We start from the raw sequence: 20,131 nt of genomic DNA, 5'->3' as shown, positions 1-20,131 counted from the left end.
ATTTTTTAGAATACGATTTTTGATAGTTAAAAAACAACACGGGTTAATGCACATGCAGCAAGAAGCTGAACAACCAACAGCGCAGAACGAAGCGCCGGGCACGAAGTTAAAACGTGGCCTGACAACGCGCCATATTCGCTTTATGGCACTGGGATCAGCCATCGGAACCGGACTATTTTATGGCTCGGCAGATGCCATCAAAATGGCGGGGCCGAGTGTATTGCTGGCGTATCTGGTCGGTGGGATCATCGCGTTTATCATCATGCGCGCCCTCGGTGAGATGTCCGTTCACAACCCGCAGAGCGGTTCATTCTCCCGTTATGCGCAGGATTATCTCGGGCCGATGGCGGGTTACATCACCGGCTGGACGTATTGTTTCGAAATCCTGATCGTTGCCATTGCTGATGTGACGGCATTCGGCATTTATATGGGCGTCTGGTTCCCGGATGTGCCGCAATGGACCTGGGTGCTCAGCGTGGTGCTGATTATCGGCGCAATCAATCTGGTCAGCGTGAAAGTCTTCGGCGAGCTGGAGTTCTGGTTCTCCTTCTTCAAAGTACTGACCATCATCATCATGATCGTGGCAGGCTTTGGCATTATTTTCTGGGGCATTGGTAACGGCGGACAGGCGACCGGTATCCACAATCTGTGGAGCAACGGCGGCTTCTTCAGCCAGGGTATCATGGGGACGATTCTGTCGCTCCAGCTGGTGATGTTTGCTTACGGCGGCATTGAGATCATCGGCATCACAGCCGGTGAAGCTGAGAATCCAAAGCAATCCATTCCGAAAGCCATCAACTCTGTTCCGCTGCGTATTCTGGTGTTTTACGTGGGTACGCTGTTTGTGATTATGTCCATTTTCCCATGGAATCAGGTGGGTACGCAGGGCAGTCCGTTCGTTCTGACCTTCCAGCATATGGGCATTACGGCGGCAGCGGCTATTCTCAATTTCGTGGTGATCACCGCGTCGCTTTCTGCCATTAACAGTGACGTGTTCGGCGTGGGCCGCATGCTGCACGGTATGGCAGAGCAGGGACAGGCACCGAAAATGTTCAGCAAGGTTTCGCGTCTGGGGACGCCGTGGGTCACTGTCCTGGTGATGATGGCGGCGCTGCTGGTGGCGGTTTACCTGAACTACATCATGCCGTCAAACGTGTTCCTGGTGATCGCGTCTCTGGCGACGTTCGCAACTGTCTGGGTGTGGATTATGATCCTGTTCTCCCAGATTGGTTTCCGTCGCAAGCTGAGCAAACAGCAGGTTAAAGAACTGGAGTTTCCGCTGCGTGGCGGTGTTTACACCTCCGTGTTCGGTATCATTTTCCTGGTGTTCATCATTGGCCTGATTGGTTACTTCCCGGATACCCGTATTTCGCTGTATGTCGGGATGATTTGGGTTGTGGCGCTGCTGGTCGGTTATGCCTTTAAACTGCGCAATGACCGCAAAAAACAAGCGCTGGCGCTGAACAACAAAGCGTAAGCAAGCACTTACCTTCCGGTAAAGAAAAGCCCCCGGGATCTGATGATCCCGGGGGCTTTTTACTGTTTATAAATTTTATTAACGAAATCATTCTGGCTATATCAAGGCGGCAACTGAGTACATCCCCGGGAGCTTACACAGGTAAGTGACCGGGGTGAATGAAGGCAGCCAACGCAGAAATAGCGTGAAGGATGCCGGTTAATAGCCGATGGCCGCACCTGCGGGGCGTCGCACATCATTCGCGCCGTACAGATAACCTTCGCGCACCTTGCCTGAAACTGCCGAGTCATTACCTGAGGTCGCGGATGTCACGCCAGCGGCACCCGGTAATCCCACCATAATCAGCTCTGCGGCACCCCACGGCGTTTGTTCCACCATTTTGTAACCCATCTTCTGCAGGATGTTCAGGCTGTCCTGTGAAACGCCGCGCTGCTCGTAATAGACTTCATCCGGCAACCACTGATGATGAATACGTGGCGCATTCACCGCTTCCTGCGGTGGCATACCGTGGTCGATAACATTCAGCGCCGTTTGCAGAGTGATGGTGATGATGCGCGAACCGCCAGGCGAGCCGAGAACCATGAAGGTTTTGCCGTCTTTGGTCACTAAACTCGGACTCATAGACGATAGTGGGCGCTTACCGGGGGCGATTGCGTTTTTAACGCCCTGCACCAGGCCGAAGAGGTTTTTCTCACCGACTTTGGTGGTGAAGTCATCCATTTCATCATTAAGGAAGAAACCGGTTCCTGGCGCGATGACCACAGAGCCAAACAAGCCATTAATGGTGTAAGTGGTTGAGACGGCGTTACCCATTTTATCGACGATAGAGTAATGGGTGGTTTCCGGTTTCTCGTGCGGTTCCATCCCCGGCTGAACGGCTGTGGAAGGCGTGGCTTTATCTGCTTCTATTTTCTTACGAATTTCTTCGGCGTAGCTTTTACTGATCAGGCGGTCGATCGGGTTTTTCACAAATTCCGGATCGCCAAGATAGGTATTGCGGTCCATGTAAGCATGGCGCATGGCTTCGGTGAGCACGTGAATCGACGCCGCTGAGTTGAAGCCCATGCTCTTGATGTCGTAGCCCTCAACGATGTTGAGAATTTCACACATTGTCACTCCACCGGAGCTTGGCGGCGGTGCGGACACGAATTTATAGCCGCGATAGCTGCAGGTGATCGGCGCGTCCTCAGTGACTTTATAGTTCGCGAAATCTGCCGCTGTCAGGATACCGCCGCCTTTTTTCGAGGCCGCTTCCACTGCTGCCGGGATTTTGCCTTTATAGAAAGCATCCGGCCCGTGTTTTGAAATGGATTCCAGCGTATTGGCTAAATCGGTTTGAACCAGTTTATCGCCCGGCTGTAGTGCGCTGCCGTCTTTACGCAGGAAAATGCGCGCTGCCTCAGGATCTTCTTTGAAGCGGTCAACCTTGGTATCAAGAATATCGGTATCGGCGCGGGTCAGCACAAAGCCCTGACGGGCAAGTTCAATCGCCGGTGCCATCACCTGCTGGCGCGTCAGTTTGCCGTATTCCTTCTGCACCGTATCCAGGCCCAGTACTGTGCCCGGTACACCCGCCGCGAGATATCCGTACAGGCTGGCGCCTTTTTTCACATTCCCGTCTGCGTCCAGATACATATTGGCGCTGGCGGCGGCAGGTGCGGTTTCGCGGAAGTTAATGAAAGTGTCCTTGCCATCAGCAAGATGCACCGTCATGAAGCCTCCGCCGCCGATATTGCCACAACATGGGTTCACGACGGCCTGCGCGTAGCCAACGGCCACAGCGGCATCAATGGCGTTTCCGCCCATTTTTAGAATATCGACCCCGACCTGAGAGGCCAGATATTGCGAAGTGACAACCATGCCGTTTTTGGCTTCAACCGCAGGGCTGGACGCGGCGTACAGCGGAAAGCTGGTCAGCAAGGTCAGCGCGATGAGTGATTTCCGTAACATAGGGGCTCCTGTTTATTACCCTGTCTAATGAGTCATAACCTTCAGGTTATTGTGTGATAACGCTTTTTTTGGGTGTTTTATCCGATCAGAACTATGCAAACTGCACGCCATAATGACCGGAGTGGAACATTTTCAGCGTAGACGTAAAACAGGCAAAACGGGGAGGGGGAAGGGGAAATTGTGATCGTGTCGGATGGCAGGCAAAAAAAACGGCCAGCTTAGCTGACCGTTATTGACCTTGAAATCCGTGAAGGGATTACAGGTTTGACGCGTTTTCTGTCAGGTATTTAGCCACGCCGTCCGGAGAAGCGCCCATACCTTTTTTGCCTTTTTCCCACTGAGCCGGGCACACTTCGCCGTGCTCTTCGTGGAATTGCAGTGCGTCAACCATACGCAGCATTTCGTCGATGTTACGACCCAGTGGCAGATCGTTCACTACCTGGTGACGAACAACGCCTTCTTTGTCGATCAGGAAAGAGCCGCGCAGTGCAACGCCAGCGTCCGGATGTTCGATACCGTAGGCTTTCTGAATTTCGCGTTTGATGTCAGCAACCATCGCGTATTTAACAGGACCGATACCGCCTTTCTCAACAGGGGTGTTACGCCATGCGTTGTGAACGAACTCGGAGTCGAAGGACACGCCTACCACTTCTACGCCACGTTTCTGGAATTCTTCGTAACGGTGATCGAAAGCGATCAGCTCAGAAGGACAAACGAAAGTGAAGTCCATTGGCCAGAAGAAGATAACAGTAGGTTTGCCTGCAGTGTGTTTTTTGAAGTTGAAGTTTTCAACTACTTCGCCGCTACCGAGAACTGCTGCTGCGGTGAAGTCAGGGGCTGGACGAGTTACCAGAACCATAATATTACTCCTTATGAAACCCTTACGGGCGTCGTAGGTGAGAAGGAAGGGTGAACAAAACGACTGCCAGTATAGGGGCAACCCTCGGGTGAATAAACCCCATCGCACCAATCAATCAGATAGCATCCGGCTATCAGTCTTTGATGTAAGTCCCAAACTTTTTTAACAACAACCTTTTGGATTGCAGGGAATTGCGGATGGAATCACAAAATTCGCGGTGTTTGTCAGATTTGCCGGTCTTTCGCCTGTTGCATCATGACCGGATAAAACTGCCAAAAAAGCTGTTCGAGAGCATCGTAATTGAGCTCGATATCATGGAAAGAACCGGTCAGCGCGCCGAGTTTTGGCCGCCGGTTAGCCATGCCGCGCAATACGTCGCCAATAAAAGGCAGCACGGCATAACGTTCCATCCAGCGTTCCGGCCATAAATACGCATTCAGATTCTGGAAACGTTCCGGCATTTCAGGCAACTGCGGCTCGATTTCCTGCTGGCAGTCGTCAAGAAAATCTTCCAGCGACTGTTGCGGATGAATTGTAGCCCAGTGACGTGAGAGAAAATGATCCCAGACCACATCGAGCGTGATGGGCGCGACGCGGCGAAAATCTTCACGAAAATAGCTGCGGGCAATTTTCACTTCCGGCAGCGAATCGGTCATGGTATCTACGCGGCGATGCATGCGGATCCCGCTGACAATTTCAGCTGAATATTGTCCGTCAGGATTGCCGCGAACGAAGTCAGCCAGCAGGTTGCCGGTCAGGGAACTTTGAGCCAGTGAGGCCAGATGGAGGTGAGCGAGAAAATTCATGACGGCAGTATAACGCAGGAAAGTTGATCTCTGACAGGGCAGCGGATGCCTTTATTGACGCAGATGCTTGCAGGGGATGCCCCGTCCCTCTAGACTAAGCCGCCTGTTTTTGTCGTTAAGTGAAGTGAAAAGCCATGCGTGTTGACGATTTTTCTTTTGAACTCCCTGAATCCCTGATTGCGCGCTATCCGCAGACCCAGCGCAGCGGCTGTCGTTTGTTGTCTCTGGACGGGCCTAGCGGTGAGTTAACGCACGGCGTGTTCACCGATATTCTCGATAAAATCCATCCCGGCGATTTGCTGGTATTTAACAATACCCGCGTGATCCCGGCCCGGGTGTTTGGCCGTAAGGTCAGCGGCGGAAAAATTGAAGTGCTGGTTGAGCGTGTGCTCGATTCGCACCGCGTTCTGGCGCATGTGCGTGCGTCTAAATCGCCAAAACCGGGTGCAGAACTGCTGCTTGGTGATAAAGAAGATATTAAAGCGACGATGGTGGCGCGCCACGATACGTTGTTCGAGCTGGAATTTAATGAAGATCGTGATGTCTTTACTCTGCTCAACGAAATCGGCCATATGCCGCTGCCGCCTTATATCGACCGCCCTGATGAAGATGCTGACCGTGAACTGTATCAGACCGTCTACAGCGAACGTCCGGGTGCGGTAGCTGCGCCAACCGCTGGCTTGCATTTCGATGAGCCGCTGATGGATGCGCTGAAAGCCAAAGGTGTGGAGTTTGCTTTCGTCACACTGCACGTGGGAGCAGGGACTTTCCAGCCGGTTCGCGTGGACACCATTGAAGACCACATCATGCACGCTGAGTATGCCGAAGTGCCTCAGGAAGTCGTGGATGCGGTACTGGCGTGTAAAGCGCGCGGCAATAAAGTGGTGGCCGTGGGCACAACGTCTGTGCGTTCGCTGGAAAGTGCGGCGAAGGCCAGTGAAGATGCATTGATTGCGCCATTCTTCGGTGATACCAAAATCTTCATCTATCCGGGTTATCACTATCAGGTGATTGATTCCCTGATTACCAATTTCCACCTGCCTGAATCGACGCTGATCATGCTGGTGTCGGCGTTTGCCGGCTATAAAAATACGATGAATGCCTATCATCAGGCCGTCGCAGAGCAGTACCGTTTCTTTAGTTATGGGGATGCGATGTTCATCAACCGTAACCCGCTGGCGCCGCAGGAAGTGGTCGGACAGTAGCCTTTTTGTAATTACCGGTCCGGACGCACTCGGTGCATTCGGACTTTCTTTTCCGGGCATCATGCCACGGACTTAACCTCATCAGACTGTTTCTCTGATGCTGGAGGCAATGTGAAGTACGAATTAAGCACTACCGATGGCCGCGCACGTCGCGGACGTCTGGTCTTTGAACGTGGCGTCGTCGAAACCCCGGCATTTATGCCAGTGGGTACTTACGGCACCGTAAAAGGCATGACCCCGGAAGAAGTAAAGGAAACTGGCGCACAGATTTTGCTGGGTAACACTTTCCACCTGTGGCTGCGTCCGGGGCAGGAAATCATGAAGCTGCACGGCGACCTGCATGATTTCATGAACTGGCACGGCCCGATCCTCACCGATTCCGGCGGTTTCCAGGTATTCAGCCTGGGCGCGATGCGTAAAATCAAAGAAGAAGGTGTGCATTTCCGCAATCCGATCAACGGGGATCCTGTCTTCCTGAGTCCTGAAAAATCGATGGAAATCCAAAACGATCTTGGTTCGGACATCGTGATGATCTTCGACGAATGTACGCCTTATCCTGCTGACTGGGATTACGCAAAACGTTCTATGGAGATGTCTTTGCGCTGGGCAAAACGTAGCCGCGATCGCTTCAACGAATTGAATAATAAGAATGCTTTGTTCGGTATTATTCAGGGCAGCGTTTACGAAGATTTACGAGATGTATCATTAAAAGGGCTGGTAGATATCGGCTTTGATGGTTACGCTGTGGGCGGCCTGGCGGTAGGTGAGCCAAAAGAAGATATGCACCGTATCCTCGAACACGTTTGCCCGCAAATCCCGGAAGACAAACCTCGTTATCTGATGGGTGTCGGTAAACCGGAAGATTTGGTGGAAGGCGTGCGTCGCGGTATCGATATGTTTGACTGCGTGATGCCAACGCGTAATGCGCGAAATGGTCATCTTTTCGTGACCGATGGCATCGTGAAAATCCGAAATGCGAAGCATAAAGATGACACGTCAACGCTCGACGAACACTGTGATTGCTACACATGTCGCAATTACAGCCGCGCTTACTTGCATCATCTTGACCGTTGCAACGAAATTCTCGGTGCGCGGTTAAATACGATCCATAATCTGCGCTATTACCAGCGTCTGATGGCCGGTTTACGCCAGGCTATTGAAGAGGGTAAATTAGAAGCGTTTGTGACAGACTTCTACGAGCGTAAAGGCAAGCCTGTTCCGCCTTTAAACTTCTGATTTCTTTTTCGTATCGGCATCTTCGAAAGGGGGTGCCGATTTTATAATTTCTTGAACCGGCATTATGGGGTATTGTGCGAGACGTTTCATCGCCAGACTCCGGGTCGGATTCTCGGTTTGTATTACATCAATTTGCTTCACAACAACAATGAGGGAATTTAAATGAGTCTTTTCATTTCCGATGCAGTCGCAGCGACCGGCGCACCGTCACAGGGAAGTCCTTACTCTCTGGTTATCATGCTGGTGGTTTTTGGTCTAATCTTCTATTTCATGATCCTGCGCCCGCAGCAGAAACGTTCTAAAGAACACAAAAAACTGATGGACTCTATCGGTAAAGGTGACGAAGTCATGACCACCGGTGGTCTGATCGGTCGCGTAACTAAAGTAGCCGAAACCGGTTATGTGGTTATCGCACTGAACGACACCAACGAAGTGATGATCAAACGTGACTTCGTGGCAGCAGTTCTGCCAAAAGGCACGATGAAGTCTATCTAATTTTCGATTTTCCCGAAGGGAACTGCCGTGTTAAACCGTTATCCTGCGTGGAAGTATCTGATGTTGATCGTTGTGGTCATCGTCGGTTTGCTTTATGCACTTCCCAACCTTTATGGTGAGGATCCGGCTGTTCAAATCACTGGTGCTCGGGGTTCCGACGCCAGTGAAGCAACGCTGGACCAAGTCCGTAACGTATTAGATCAAAGCAAAATCCAGATCAAATCAGTTGCTCTGGAGAATGGCGCTATTCTTGCCCGTTTCAAAGACACGGATGTACAGCTCCGTGCACGTGAAGCGCTGACTGAAGCGCTGGGCGACAAGTTTGTTATTGCACTGAACCTCGCGCCGGCAACGCCGCGCTGGTTGAGCATGCTGGGCGCTGAGCCGATGAAGCTAGGCCTCGACTTGCGTGGTGGTGTTCACTTCCTGATGGAAGTGGATATGGATACCGCGCTGAGTAAGCTGCAAGAGCAAACGATGGACAACATGCGCAGCGACCTGCGCGACAAGAATATTCCTTATGCCACGGTGCGTAAGCTCGACAACTATGGCGTTGAAGTGCGTTTCCGCGATGCTGCTACCCGTGATTCTGCGGTCAGCTACCTGAGCCCACGTCACCGCGATTTAGTGATCACCAACAGCGGCGATAATGCAGCTCGCGTGGTGATGACTGATGCTCGCCTGAGTGAAGCGCGCGAGTATGCCGTTCAGCAAAACATCACTATCCTGCGTAACCGTGTCAACCAACTGGGTGTCGCCGAGCCGCTGGTACAGCGTCAGGGTGCTGACCGTATCGTGGTTGAGTTGCCGGGTATTCAGGATACTGCGCGTGCTAAAGAAATTTTAGGCGCGACCGCGACTCTGGAATTCCGTCTGGTAAACACCAATGTGGATGCTTCTGCTGCTTCAACCGGTCGTGTACCTGGCGACAGCGAAGTGAAAAACATGCGTGATGGCCGTCCGGTAGTTCTGTACAAACGCGTGATCCTGACCGGTGACCACATCACTGATTCTACATCCAGCATGGATGAGTACAATCAGCCGCAGGTTAACATCTCTCTCGACAGCGCTGGCGGTAACGCCATGTCTAACTTCACGAAGGATAACATCGGCAAACCGATGGCTACCCTGTTCGTGGAATATAAAGACAGCGGTAAGAAAGATGCGAATGGCCGTTCGATTCTGGCGAAACAGGAAGAAGTCATCAACGTGGCGACGATTCAGTCACGTCTGGGTAACAGCTTCCGTATCACCGGGGTGAATGATCCGAATGAAGCCCGTCAGCTGTCTCTGCTGCTGCGCGCCGGTGCGTTGATCGCGCCAATTCAGATTGTTGAAGAACGTACTATCGGCCCGACCTTAGGGATGCAAAACATCACTCAGGGTCTGGAAGCGTGCTTGTGGGGTCTGGTGGCATCTATTCTGTTCATGGTGGTTTGGTACCGTAAGTTCGGCATTATTGCCACGACTGCGCTGGTGGCTAACCTGATTCTGATTGTTGGGATCATGTCGCTGCTGCCGGGGGCAACGCTGACCATGCCGGGTATTGCCGGTATCGTGCTGACGCTGGCGGTAGCCGTCGACGCCAACGTACTGATAAACGAACGTATCAAGGAAGAGCTGAAGAACGGTCGTTCCGTTCAGCAGGCGATTCATGAAGGCTATAAAGGCGCGTTCTCCAGTATCGTCGATGCCAACATTACTACCCTGATCACGGCAATTATTCTTTATGCAGTGGGTACCGGTTCGATCAAAGGCTTTGCTATCACCACCGCTATCGGTGTGGCAACCTCGATGTTTACGTCGATCGTGGGAACCCGTGCAATCGTGAACCTGGTTTACGGCGGCAAACGCATTAAAAAGCTGTCTATCTGAGGAGTGCGTTGTGGCACAGCAACAACCATATACTGTTGAACAACTGAACTACGGCCGTAAAGTCATCGACTTTATGCGCTGGGACAACGTGGCCTTCTGTATTTCAGGCCTGTTGTTTATCGCTTCCGTCGCGATTATGGGTGTTCGCGGATTCAACTGGGGTCTGGACTTCACTGGCGGTACCGTCATTGAAATCAGCCTCAGTCAGCCCGCTAACCTCGACGACATGCGCGCCGATCTGGAAAAAGCAGGATTCAAGGATCCTGTTGTTCAGAACTTTGGCAGCAGCCGTGACGTGATGGTTCGCCTTCCGCCTGTTTCCGGTAATGCCGGTCAGGAACTGGGGAATAAAGTCCTTAGCCTGGTAAACGCTGATATCGACAAAGACGCCACCGTAAAACGTGTCGAGTTTGTGGGTCCGAGCGTGGGTAACGATCTGGCGCAGGCTGGCGGCATGGCGCTGCTGATGGCGCTGATTTGTATCCTGATTTACGTCGGGTTCCGTTTTGAATGGCGACTGGCGCTGGGTGCAGTAATCGCACTGGCGCACGACGTGATCATCACCATGGGCGTATTGTCGCTGTTCAGGATCGAAATTGATCTGACCATTATCGCGTCCCTGATGTCGGTTATCGGTTACTCGCTGAATGACTCCATCGTGGTGTCGGACCGTATTCGTGAAAACTTCCGCAAAATTCGTCGCGGTAACTCTTACGAAATCATGAACGTGTCCCTGACCCAGACGTTAAGCCGTACCATTATGACCTCAGCAACCACGCTGATGGTGGTACTGATGCTCTATATCTTTGGCGGTGCGTTGCTGGAAGGCTTCTCTCTGACCATGTTGATTGGTGTGTCAATTGGTACTGTTTCGTCAATCTACGTGGCGTCTGCGCTGGCTCTGAAACTGGGCATGAAGCGTGAACACATGTTGCAGCAGAAAGTGGAAAAAGAGGGCGCAGATCAGCCTTCGATTCTTCCGTAATTTGCCGATGGTTCAGCTACCGACCTGAAAACAAAAACCCCGCGATGCGGGGTTTTTTTTGGTTTGTAATTCGCTGCTGCTATTTAGCCACGACAGGCGTTGTGGCAGTCGCTACGACCGGCTGTGCCGCCACGATATTATGCAGGTGTACAAATCCCAGCGTGTCGACAGTCACCTGATTAAACTTCACCTCGACGGTTTTCACCGGCCCCGGTAATAAATCTGGCTCGACGGTAATCGTCTGGGTTTGCATATCGACGGTCAGCGGTTTGCCGGTGACCGGATCCAGCTGTCCCCAGCTTAAAGAAGCCGTAAACGGCGGCAATGGCTGACCGGAGGTGTTTTTGATTTCAAGCACGGCCTGAATGCCGGTGGCATCGGGTGCGACGCGGGTCAGCTGAACTTCCAGCTGGCCGATATCACTTTTCAGCAGCGCGGCGCTTTTCGCTGCCGGCAATAAATACACGCCATTTGATGACTGGCGGTTAAGCGTGGTCTGCTGCTCCAGCGCGATGGCCAGATCTGTCAGGCGTTGCAGTTTTTGATTGAGCTGACCCACTTCCGTTTTAAGTTCCGGCATTTGAGGATTTTGCTTCGCGCAGCCCGCCAGACTGAATAACGCGGCACAGGCCAGTAAAAATCGCGGGTGTTTCGTCATATCAGAGACTTCCTTTCATCTGCCCGTTGAAACATTCCGTCCGGGCACCAATATAGATAACTAAGTTTAACCCGATGTCGATGAAAGTAGCGACAGCCTTTGTTGTCGGCACACTTCGGGTTAAACTAATGTCCAATTGAGTTCGCGATCAGGAAGTGCTATGCATTGCCCATTTTGTGCCGCTGTTGATACTAAAGTCATCGATTCCCGTCTGGTAGGCGATGGATCGCAGGTTCGCCGCCGCCGTCAGTGTCTGGTGTGCCATGAGCGTTTCACCACCTTTGAAGTGGCTGAACTGGTGATGCCACGCGTCATTAAAAGCAATGAAGTTCGCGAACCTTTCAACGAAGACAAGCTGCGTGGTGGTTTTCTCAAAGCGCTGGAAAAACGCCCGGTCAGCTCTGATGATGTCGAAACGGCCATCAGTCACATTAAGTCGCAACTGCGCGCAACCGGCGAACGTGAAATCCCGGCCAAGATGATCGGCAATCTGGTGATGGACGCCCTGAAAGGGCTGGATAAAGTCGCTTATATTCGCTTCGCATCGGTGTATCGCAGCTTCGAAGATATCCGTGAATTTGGTGAAGAGATCGCCCGTCTTCAGGACTAAGGAAAGCTGATGCTGTCTGACCAACCGTCTTCTGTTCAAAATCTTTCTGATGAATCACCTGCTGATGAACGCTATATGGCGCGCGCTTTCGAACTGGCGCGTCTCGGGCGTTTTACCACCACGCCCAATCCTAATGTGGGTTGCGTCATTGTATTAAATGGCGAAATCGTCGGCGAAGGCTATCATTTGCGTGCCGGTGAACCGCACGCCGAAGTCCATGCTTTGCGCATGGCCGGTGAGAAAGCCCGCGGCGCGACTGCCTACGTAACCCTAGAGCCTTGCAGCCATCACGGGCGCACACCGCCTTGTGCCGATGCCTTGCTGACCGCCGGTGTCAGCCGCGTGGTCGCCGCGATGCAGGATCCGAATCCGGAAGTCGCCGGTCGCGGTTTATACCGCCTTAAACAGAATGGTATTGACGTCAGCCACGGGCTGATGCATTCCCAGGCAGAAGCCGTAAACCTCGGTTTTCTCAAACGCATGCGTACAGGTTTTCCTTACGTGCAGCTGAAAATGGGCGCGTCTCTGGATGGGAGGACGGCGATGGCCTCCGGCGAAAGCCAGTGGATCACGTCTCCGGCAGCCCGTGCGGATGTTCAGCGTTTTCGTGCTGAAAGCTCGGCCATTCTGAGCACCAGCGCCACCGTGCTGGCCGATAATCCTTCGCTGAATGTACGCTGGAGCGAGCTGGGCAGCGAAGTGCAGGCGATCTATCCCGAGGGAAATCTGCGTCAGCCGCTGCGTATCATTCTCGACAGCCAGAATCGTGTCACACCGCAGCATCAGCTGGTGAATATTCCTGGTGATGTCTTGCTGGCGCGCCTTGAAGCCGATTCGCAGGTCTGGCCGGAGTCAGTCGAACAATGGCGCGTGGCCGGGCGCGATAACCGTATTGATCTGGTTCTGCTGATGATGCAGCTGGCAAAACGCCAGATAAACGCCATCTGGGTGGAAGCGGGCGCGCAGCTGGCCGGCGCCTTATTACAAGCGGGTCTGGTTGATGAATTAATCGTTTATATGGCGCCTAAGTTATTGGGTAATAATGGGCGAGCACTTTGCGAGTTGCCCGGTTTGCAACATCTGACTGATGCGCCGGAGTTTGCTTTCAGCGATATCCGCCAGATTGGCCCTGACTTACGTTTACGCCTGAAACCGGTGTACTGAGAATTTTACTCCCCCCTGATGGAATGACGTTAAAAGCGCATGTCCAGACAGGGTAATTTTATGATAGAATCCGCCCCCCTGCGGCTGGGGTTGAGAAACTCCTGAACCCACTTTAAGGAAAACTATGAACGTTATCGAAGGTGTTGTAGCCACGCCTAACGCGCGCGTAGCCATCGCGATTGCTCGTTTTAACAACTTTATCAACGACAGCCTGCTTTCCGGCGCTGTTGATGCGTTAAAGCGTATCGGTCAGGTCAGCGATGACAACATCACCGTAGTCTGGGTCCCGGGCGCATACGAATTGCCTCTGGCAACTCGTGCACTGGCTGAAAGCGGTAAATTTGACGCGGTTGTTGCACTTGGCACCGTGATCCGCGGGGGCACTGCCCACTTTGAATTTGTAGCGGGCGAATGCAGCTCTGGCCTGTCCAGCGTTGCCATGAACAGCGAAATCCCGGTTGCCTTTGGCGTGCTGACCACAGAAAGCATTGAACAAGCCATCGAACGCGCAGGGACAAAAGCCGGTAACAAAGGTGCAGAAGCTGCACTGACCGCGCTTGAAATGATTAATGTTATCAAGGCTATTAAGGCCTGAATCTAGTTAAGGGGAAATCCGTGAAACCTGCTGCTCGTCGCCGCGCCCGTGAATGTGCCGTTCAGGCGCTTTACTCCTGGCAGTTGTCGAAAAATGACATCGCCGATGTTGAATTAGAATTCCTGACCGAGCAGGATGTCAAAGACGTAGACATTGCCTATTTCCGCGAACTGCTGGCTGGTGTAGCAAACAGTGCTGAGAAACTCGATGCACTGATGGCGCCATACCTGTCCCGCCAGCTGGATGAACTGGGCCAGGTGGAAAGAGCGATTTTGCGTCTGGCTCTGTTTGAGCTGAGCAAACGCCAGGACGTCCCTTACAAAGTGGCGATCAACGAAGCCATTGAACTGGCGAAAACTTTTGGTGCGGAAGACAGCCATAAGTTCGTCAACGGTGTGCTGGATAAAGCAGGCCCGCATATTCGTAAAAAATGATCATCAAAAAAGTGCCGGCTTCAGTCACAAATGGCGACAGTCATTTTCGCCTGAATACCGCCTCTGTTGATAATCTGGTGATGTCACCTGGTTTATCTTTTGTGTGACACCCCTCTTAAGGCCGGATTTCCGGCCTTAAGTCATTCTAACGATTTGGAAATGTACTATGTCATGCGGCGAATTTGATGTAATCACTCGCTACTTTAACCGTTACAGAACCGCCCGACAGGACGTTCATTTAGGCATTGGTGATGATTGTGCCTTACTGACGGTTGGCGAGAAGCAGCTGTTAGCAGTCAGTACCGACACTCTGGTTGAAGGCATTCATTTTCTAAAAACGATTTCACCGGCCGATTTGGGCTATAAAGCGCTGGCGGTAAACCTCAGTGATCTGGCCGCGATGGGCGCTGATCCTGCCTGGGTTTCTCTGGCACTGACGTTGCCGGAAGTGAACACCGACTGGCTGCAGGCATTCAGCGACAGTCTGTTTGATCAACTTAATTATTACGGCATGCAGCTGATTGGCGGTGACACCACCCGCGGTCCGCTGAGCATGACGTTAACCATTCAGGGGCTGGTACCCGCAGGGCGCGCATTAACCCGTTCCGGCGCCGGTATTGGTGACTGGATTTTCGTGACCGGAACGCTGGGTGACAGCGCAGCGGGGCTCGCCATTCTGCTGGAACAGCTGAATGTGACGGAGTCCGATACCCGTGAATTCCTGCTCAAACGTCATCTTCGGCCGTCGCCGCGCGTGTTGCAGGGTCAGGCATTGCGTGATTTGGCAACCTCCGCTATCGATCTCTCTGACGGGCTGATTTCGGATCTTAAACATATACTGAATGCCAGTGAATGCGGTGCTCGCCTCGATCTCGATGCCATCCCGTTATCTGCCGCATTAAAGAATGTCACGGATCCTGAGCAGGCGCTGAAATGGGCACTGACCGGTGGCGAAGATTACGAGCTTTGCTTTACCGTCCCGGAAATCAACCGTGGCGCGCTGGATGTAGCGCTGAGCCATCTGGGTGTTGATTTCACCTGTATCGGGCAGATTGCGCCGCTGTCTGAAGGGATTAAATTTTTGCGTTCAGGCGCACCGGTAGAACTTGAATGGCAGGGTTTTGATCACTTTGCCGCAGAGGAATTGCTGTGAATATTGGCCGTAAAAAACGCCCAGCCGGGTATAAAGGCAAAACCGGTGATCCGGTTCAGGACATGGCTGCGGCCAAAAAACGTTTAAATCTGCGTAATCCCTGGCATTTGCTGGCGACCGGTTTTGGCAGCGGATTATTCCCGGTCGGGCCGGGCACCGCAGGTTCCATCGCCGCGATCCCATTCTGGATTGTTATGACGTACCTGCCGTGGCAGGTCTATTCCATGATCGTCATGTTCAGTATCTGTATCGGCGTGTATCTCTGCCGTCAGACCGCGCGCGACATGCGGGTTCATGACCACGGCAGCATCGTGTGGGATGAATTTGTTGGCATGTGGATCACGCTGATGGCGATCCCTGTGAATGACTGGCGCTGGGTGTTGATCGGCTTTATCGTTTTCCGCGTACTGGATATCTGGAAACCCTGGCCGATCCGCTGGTTTGACCGCAACGTGCAGGGCGGAATGGGCATCATGATCGATGATGTCGTCGCCGGTGTATTGGGTGCGGCGATCATCTATCTGATCGGGCATCACTGGCCGCTTGGTTTGTTCTGATCTGCATTAAAGAGCAGTAAAAAGGCGTTGCCAGGTTTGCCCTGACAACGCCTTTTTTATGACTTCACATGACTTCACATGACTTCACATGACTTCACATGACTTCACATTTGTTCAAATCACTTCGGATCATTTGAAACCGGTGGCTTCGTGCGGCACATAGGCCATTTCCAGTTCAGCGATTTCTTCAATGGAGAGTTTTATCTCCAGTGCGGCGACAGCATCTTCCAGATGAGCTGCGCGTGAAGCGCCGATAATCGGGGCCGTTACCACGTGCTTACTCAGGATCCACGCCAGTGCGATCTGCGCGCGCGGTACGCCGTGATCTTCGGCAATTTTACCCACACGTTCAGCGATTTTACCGTCAGCTTCATCGGTAGCGTCGTACAACGTTTTGGCAAAATTGTCGGAAACTGAACGTGCAGTGGTTTCTCCCCACGGACGGGTCAGTTTGCCGCGTGCCAGCGGACTCCACGGCAACACCGCGATATTCCTTTCCAGACACAGCGGATACATTTCGTTTTCTTCTTCACGCTGGATCAGATTGTATTGATCCTGCATCGACACAAAGCTCGCCCAGCCATTTTGCGCTGAGACATCCAGCGCCTGTTTAAACTGATGCGCATGCATGGATGACGCACCGATAAAGCGTGCCTTACCGGCTTTCACGACGTCGTTCAGCGCTTCCAGCGTTTCCTCAATCGGCGTTTCGTAATCCCAGCGATGGATTTGCAGCAGGTCGACATATTCCATGCCAAGGCGGCGCAGGCTGTCATCGATAGATTGCATAATCGAGGCGCGCGACAGTCCCGGCTTCAGGCCAGTGACCGCGTTATAGACTTTGGTGGCGACGACAATCTCATCGCGTTTTGCGAAGCCTTTCAGGGCGCGACCGACGATTTCTTCACTGCTGCCGTCGGAATAACTGTTGGCGGTGTCAAAGAAATTGATACCCGCGTCGAGTGCCTGCTTAATGATCGGGCGGCTGCTTTCTTCGGGCAGCGTCCAGGCATGAGTTCCGCGATCGGGTTCGCCAAACGTCATACAGCCCAGACACAGGCGTGAGACGTTCAGACCGGTTTTTCCTAAGGTGGTGTATTGCATGACATCTCCTGGTAAACACAAGTTGATTTCAGAAGCCGTGGAAAATGATTAGCTTGCTATAACTGTAGCTCACAGAACGAGATGAACGTGTGACAAAGAAGGGAGTGGGGAAGGAAATTCCCCTCTTTCAGACTAAAAGAGGGGAGGATAATCAGGCCAGCCAGTCGGTGATCTGACGGTCGATGCCTTCGGCATCCAGCCCTACATCATGACGGATTTCGTCCTGCGTGCCCTGCGGGACAAAGCTGTCCGCCAGACCGATATTCAGCACCGGCACCAGGATACGCTTAGACATCAGCAGTTCGTTCACGCCGCTGCCTGCGCCGCCCATGATGGCGTTTTCTTCAAGCGTGACCAGCACTTCATGGCTGGCGGCCAGTTCCTGAATTAACGCGTCATCCAGCGGTTTCACAAAGCGCATATCCACCACGGTGGCGTTACGTTTTTCTGCCGCAGCCAGCGCTTCCGGCAGCAATGTACCAAAGTTGAGGATCGCGACTTTCTCGCCTTCACGGCGCACCACGCCTTTACCGATGGGCAATGACGCCAGCGGTTCACAGGTGGCACCCGTCCCGTTACCACGCGGATAACGCACGGCAACCGGCCCGCTGTTATGGTGATAACCGGTATGCAGCATCTGACGACATTCGTTCTCGTCGCTCGGCGTCATGATGGTCATGTTCGGGATGCAGCGCAGGAAAGAGAGATCGAATGCGCCCTGATGCGTTTGTCCGTCGGCACCGACGATACCGCCGCGATCGATGGCAAACAGCACCGGCAGATTCTGGATCGCCACATCGTGGATCACCTGATCGTAAGCCCGTTGCAGGAATGTCGAGTAGATTGCGACGATCGGTTTGTATCCGCCAATTGCCAGACCGGCGGCAAATGTCACCGCGTGCTGCTCGGCAATCGCCACATCGAAATACTGTTGCGGGTATTCACGCGAGAAACGCACCATGCCCGAGCCTTCACGCATCGCTGGCGTGACTGCCATCAGCTTGCTGTCTTTGGCGGCGGTTTCGCACAACCAGTCACCGAAAATCTTCGAATACGTTGGCAGACCTTCTTTGCTTTTCGGCAGTGTGCCGGAAGCCGGATCGAATTTCGGCACCGCATGGAAACTGATCGGATCTTTTTCGGCGGGCTCGTAGCCTTTGCCTTTTTTGGTCATGATATGCAGCAACTGCGGCCCTTTCAGGTCGCGCATATTTTTCAGCGTCTGCACCAGCGCCACCACGTCGTGACCATCCACTGGCCCGATATAGTTAAAGCCGAGTTCTTCAAACAGCGTGCCCGGCACCATCATGCCTTTCAGATGTTCTTCGGTACGGCGCACCAGTTCTTTAATCGGTGGCAAGCCGGAAAGGACTTTCTTACCGCCTTCACGCAGTCGCGAATACAGTTTGCCGGACAAGAGCTGTGCCAGATGATTATTCAGCGCGCCGACGTTTTCGGAAATCGACATTTCGTTGTCGTTGAGGATAACCAGCATGTCGGGTTTGATATCGCCCGCATGGTTCATCGCTTCAAACGCCATACCCGCGGTGATCGCGCCGTCGCCAATCACGCACACAGTGCGGCGGCCTTTGCCTTCACGCTCGGCAGCCACAGCCATTCCCAGACCTGCACTGATGGACGTCGATGAGTGACCCACGGACAACGTGTCGTATTCGCTTTCACCGCGCCACGGGAACGGGTGCAGACCGCCTTTCTGGCGGATGGTAGAAATACGGTCACGGCGGCCGGTCAGAATTTTGTGCGGATAGGCCTGATGGCCGACATCCCAGACAACGTGGTCGAATGGCGTGTTGTAGACATAATGCATCGCAACGGTCAGTTCCACCGTTCCCAGACCGGACGCAAAGTGTCCGCTGGACTGGCTGACGCTGGCCAATAAATATTGGCGCAGTTCATCGCAGAGCTTAGGCAGACTCTCTTTAGGGAGTGAGCGGAGATCTTCAGGATCCTCCGCCAGCGCCAGTGTCGGGTATTTGGCTAATTCAAGACTCATCAGTTGCTCATAGTAAGTTTAATTATCGCGTTCAATGATAAAGCTGGCTAACGCGAGAAGTGGCGCGGTGTTGTAAGAAAGTGCTGCCAGCTGATCCAGTGCGGAAACGGCTTCCTGATACAGGTCCATGGCCTTGGCCTTAGCGCCGTCCAGCCCCAGCAGGGCAGGGTAGGTACTTTTTCCCAGCTGCTGATCAGCGCCCTGGCGTTTACCAAGTGTGGCGGTATCGCCAACCACGTCCAAAATATCGTCCTGGACCTGAAACGCCAAGCCAATGGCTTGCGCGTAGTTATCCAGTATAGGCAAAACGGCGCGTCCGGTTTCACCGGCAGCCAGCGCACCCATGCGTACCGCGGCGCGGATCAGCGCACCGGTTTTATGACGGTGAATTTTTTCTAACGCTTCAAGACCGACCTGCTGACCTTCAGCGGCCAAATCCAGAGCCTGACCGCCACACATGCCGCTGGCACCGCTGGCGCTGGCCAGTTCGGAAATCATCGCCAGACGATCTTTTACCGCGACGTCTGGCATTTCACTGTCAGCCAGAATTGAGAATGCGAGCGTCTGCAGCGCATCACCGGCCAGAATCGCATTGGCTTCGCCAAATTTAATGTGGCAGGTCGGCTGGCCGCGACGTAAATCGTCGTCGTCCATCGCCGGTAAATCATCGTGGATCAGGGAATACGCGTGGATACATTCCACGGCCGCCGCGGGTGCATCAAGATTCTTTAAATCAAGGCTGAACAACTGACCGCTGGCGTAAACCAGATACGGGCGCAGACGTTTACCGCCCAGCAGCGCGCCGTAACGCATCGCCTCAACCAGCGGTAAATCTGCCAGTGGCTGTGCGCTGACATACGCCGTTAAGACTTCATCCACACGCTTTTGCTTCGCGCGCAGCTCATGCGTAAACCCGTCAGCACCGGAAAAGGAAATCGCTTCAGACATGACCAG

The 20,131-nt window shown here is 53.2% G+C and carries 19 protein-coding genes; 12 read left to right on the top strand and 7 right to left on the bottom strand.

Annotated features, from left to right (window positions below):
- Positions 1-52: 52 nt before the first annotated feature.
- Positions 53-1,477 (top strand): proline-specific permease ProY, encoded by a 1,425-nt coding sequence (proY, locus tag ACM615_RS10145; protein WP_181955499.1) that lies wholly within the window; start codon positions 53-55, stop codon positions 1,475-1,477.
- 198 nt (positions 1,478-1,675) lie between these two features.
- Here proY and ggt read toward each other — a convergent pair whose 3' ends face one another.
- From ggt to ACM615_RS10130, 3 genes are all read right to left on the bottom strand, one after another.
- Positions 1,676-3,427, bottom strand: coding sequence for a gamma-glutamyltransferase (ggt, locus tag ACM615_RS10140; RefSeq protein ID WP_112287486.1), 1,752 nt, complete (start codon positions 3,425-3,427; stop codon positions 1,676-1,678).
- Between the two features lie 256 nt (positions 3,428-3,683).
- Positions 3,684-4,286, bottom strand: a complete 603-nt coding sequence (locus tag ACM615_RS10135; RefSeq protein WP_095924927.1) for a peroxiredoxin C — start codon at positions 4,284-4,286, stop codon at positions 3,684-3,686.
- Between the two features lie 224 nt (positions 4,287-4,510).
- Complete coding sequence (locus ACM615_RS10130) at positions 4,511-5,092, bottom strand: ACP phosphodiesterase (protein WP_279918265.1); 582 nt, start codon at positions 5,090-5,092, stop codon at positions 4,511-4,513.
- 134 nt (positions 5,093-5,226) lie between these two features.
- Here ACM615_RS10130 and queA point away from each other — a divergent pair, with 134 nt between their 5' ends.
- The 5 genes from queA (at position 5,227) to secF (ending at position 10,888) form a co-directional block, all read left to right on the top strand.
- Positions 5,227-6,297, top strand: a complete 1,071-nt coding sequence (queA, locus tag ACM615_RS10125) for a tRNA preQ1(34) S-adenosylmethionine ribosyltransferase-isomerase QueA (RefSeq protein ID WP_431011828.1) — start codon at positions 5,227-5,229, stop codon at positions 6,295-6,297.
- A 111-nt stretch (positions 6,298-6,408) separates the two neighbouring features.
- On the top strand, positions 6,409-7,533 hold the full coding sequence (gene tgt, locus ACM615_RS10120) for a tRNA guanosine(34) transglycosylase Tgt (RefSeq protein WP_015698345.1): 1,125 nt from the start codon (positions 6,409-6,411) through the stop codon (positions 7,531-7,533).
- Between the two features lie 162 nt (positions 7,534-7,695).
- Positions 7,696-8,028, top strand: coding sequence for a preprotein translocase subunit YajC (gene yajC / locus ACM615_RS10115; RefSeq protein WP_013576670.1), 333 nt, complete (start codon positions 7,696-7,698; stop codon positions 8,026-8,028).
- Positions 8,029-8,055: 27 nt separating this feature from the next.
- Positions 8,056-9,903 (top strand): protein translocase subunit SecD, encoded by a 1,848-nt coding sequence (gene secD, locus ACM615_RS10110; RefSeq protein WP_112287489.1) that lies wholly within the window; start codon positions 8,056-8,058, stop codon positions 9,901-9,903.
- Positions 9,904-9,976: 73 nt separating this feature from the next.
- Complete coding sequence (secF, locus tag ACM615_RS10105; protein WP_211334002.1) at positions 9,977-10,888, top strand: protein translocase subunit SecF; 912 nt, start codon at positions 9,977-9,979, stop codon at positions 10,886-10,888.
- A gap of 79 nt (positions 10,889-10,967) precedes the next feature.
- Here secF and ACM615_RS10100 read toward each other — a convergent pair whose 3' ends face one another.
- A complete protein-coding gene (locus ACM615_RS10100) occupies positions 10,968-11,546 on the bottom strand; it encodes a DUF3251 domain-containing protein (RefSeq protein WP_431011827.1) in 579 nt (192 codons plus the stop codon).
- Positions 11,547-11,706: 160 nt separating this feature from the next.
- Between ACM615_RS10100 and nrdR the strand changes: the two genes are divergently transcribed.
- The 6 genes from nrdR to pgpA all read left to right on the top strand — a co-directional run bounded on the left by nrdR (position 11,707) and on the right by pgpA (position 16,059).
- The gene (gene nrdR, locus ACM615_RS10095) at positions 11,707-12,156 is read left to right on the top strand and encodes a transcriptional regulator NrdR (protein ID WP_015698341.1); all 450 of its coding nucleotides are present in this window, start codon (positions 11,707-11,709) and stop codon (positions 12,154-12,156) included.
- A gap of 9 nt (positions 12,157-12,165) precedes the next feature.
- A complete protein-coding gene (gene ribD / locus ACM615_RS10090) occupies positions 12,166-13,320 on the top strand; it encodes a bifunctional diaminohydroxyphosphoribosylaminopyrimidine deaminase/5-amino-6-(5-phosphoribosylamino)uracil reductase RibD (RefSeq protein WP_431011826.1) in 1,155 nt (384 codons plus the stop codon).
- Between the two features lie 124 nt (positions 13,321-13,444).
- Complete coding sequence (gene ribH, locus ACM615_RS10085) at positions 13,445-13,915, top strand: 6,7-dimethyl-8-ribityllumazine synthase (protein WP_095924936.1); 471 nt, start codon at positions 13,445-13,447, stop codon at positions 13,913-13,915.
- A gap of 20 nt (positions 13,916-13,935) precedes the next feature.
- Positions 13,936-14,349, top strand: a complete 414-nt coding sequence (gene nusB / locus ACM615_RS10080; protein ID WP_013576663.1) for a transcription antitermination factor NusB — start codon at positions 13,936-13,938, stop codon at positions 14,347-14,349.
- Between the two features lie 166 nt (positions 14,350-14,515).
- Positions 14,516-15,502 carry a thiamine-phosphate kinase gene (gene thiL / locus ACM615_RS10075; protein ID WP_431011825.1) on the top strand — a complete coding sequence of 329 codons (987 nt, stop codon included), beginning with the start codon at positions 14,516-14,518 and terminating at the stop codon, positions 15,500-15,502.
- Between the two features lie 62 nt (positions 15,503-15,564).
- Complete coding sequence (pgpA, locus tag ACM615_RS10070) at positions 15,565-16,059, top strand: phosphatidylglycerophosphatase A (protein WP_113876254.1); 495 nt, start codon at positions 15,565-15,567, stop codon at positions 16,057-16,059.
- A gap of 129 nt (positions 16,060-16,188) precedes the next feature.
- On the opposite strand, the gene ACM615_RS10065 is transcribed toward pgpA, so the two are convergent.
- The 3 genes from ACM615_RS10065 to ispA form a co-directional block, all read right to left on the bottom strand.
- On the bottom strand, positions 16,189-17,163 hold the full coding sequence (locus ACM615_RS10065; RefSeq protein ID WP_159281240.1) for an aldo/keto reductase: 975 nt from the start codon (positions 17,161-17,163) through the stop codon (positions 16,189-16,191).
- A gap of 151 nt (positions 17,164-17,314) precedes the next feature.
- A complete protein-coding gene (dxs, locus tag ACM615_RS10060; RefSeq protein ID WP_113876151.1) occupies positions 17,315-19,177 on the bottom strand; it encodes a 1-deoxy-D-xylulose-5-phosphate synthase in 1,863 nt (620 codons plus the stop codon).
- A gap of 18 nt (positions 19,178-19,195) precedes the next feature.
- Entirely contained in the window at positions 19,196-20,125 is a 930-nt protein-coding gene (gene ispA / locus ACM615_RS10055) for a (2E,6E)-farnesyl diphosphate synthase (RefSeq protein WP_112287496.1), read from the bottom strand.
- Positions 20,126-20,131: the final 6 nt, after the last annotated feature.

Source organism: Rahnella sp. PAMC25617 (assembly GCF_050606005.1).
GTDB lineage: Bacteria > Pseudomonadota > Gammaproteobacteria > Enterobacterales > Enterobacteriaceae > Rahnella > Rahnella variigena.
The sequence above is the reverse complement of the archived record's forward strand: the minus strand, read 5'-3'. Positions and strand labels throughout refer to the sequence as shown.

Excerpts from the sequence above, each read along its gene's own strand:
- ispA (WP_112287496.1), bottom strand. The coding sequence starts at position 20,125 with ATGTCTGAAGCGATTTCCTTTTCCGGTGCTGACGGGTTTACGCATGAG.
- ggt (WP_112287486.1), bottom strand. The coding sequence starts at position 3,427 with ATGTTACGGAAATCACTCATCGCGCTGACCTTGCTGACCAGCTTTCCG.
- queA (WP_431011828.1), top strand. The coding sequence starts at position 5,227 with ATGCGTGTTGACGATTTTTCTTTTGAACTCCCTGAATCCCTGATTGCG.
- ribD (WP_431011826.1), top strand. The coding sequence starts at position 12,166 with ATGCTGTCTGACCAACCGTCTTCTGTTCAAAATCTTTCTGATGAATCA.
- secF (WP_211334002.1), top strand. The coding sequence starts at position 9,977 with ATGCGCTGGGACAACGTGGCCTTCTGTATTTCAGGCCTGTTGTTTATC.
- ACM615_RS10065 (WP_159281240.1), bottom strand. The coding sequence starts at position 17,163 with ATGCAATACACCACCTTAGGAAAAACCGGTCTGAACGTCTCACGCCTG.
- thiL (WP_431011825.1), top strand. The coding sequence starts at position 14,516 with ATGTCATGCGGCGAATTTGATGTAATCACTCGCTACTTTAACCGTTAC.
- ACM615_RS10135 (WP_095924927.1), bottom strand. The coding sequence starts at position 4,286 with ATGGTTCTGGTAACTCGTCCAGCCCCTGACTTCACCGCAGCAGCAGTT.
- pgpA (WP_113876254.1), top strand. The coding sequence starts at position 15,565 with ATGGCTGCGGCCAAAAAACGTTTAAATCTGCGTAATCCCTGGCATTTG.
- proY (WP_181955499.1), top strand. The coding sequence starts at position 53 with ATGCAGCAAGAAGCTGAACAACCAACAGCGCAGAACGAAGCGCCGGGC.
- ribH (WP_095924936.1), top strand. The coding sequence starts at position 13,445 with ATGAACGTTATCGAAGGTGTTGTAGCCACGCCTAACGCGCGCGTAGCC.
- dxs (WP_113876151.1), bottom strand. The coding sequence starts at position 19,177 with ATGAGTCTTGAATTAGCCAAATACCCGACACTGGCGCTGGCGGAGGAT.
- ACM615_RS10130 (WP_279918265.1), bottom strand. The coding sequence starts at position 5,092 with ATGAATTTTCTCGCTCACCTCCATCTGGCCTCACTGGCTCAAAGTTCC.
- ACM615_RS10100 (WP_431011827.1), bottom strand. The coding sequence starts at position 11,546 with ATGACGAAACACCCGCGATTTTTACTGGCCTGTGCCGCGTTATTCAGT.
- nrdR (WP_015698341.1), top strand. The coding sequence starts at position 11,707 with ATGCATTGCCCATTTTGTGCCGCTGTTGATACTAAAGTCATCGATTCC.
- yajC (WP_013576670.1), top strand. The coding sequence starts at position 7,696 with ATGAGTCTTTTCATTTCCGATGCAGTCGCAGCGACCGGCGCACCGTCA.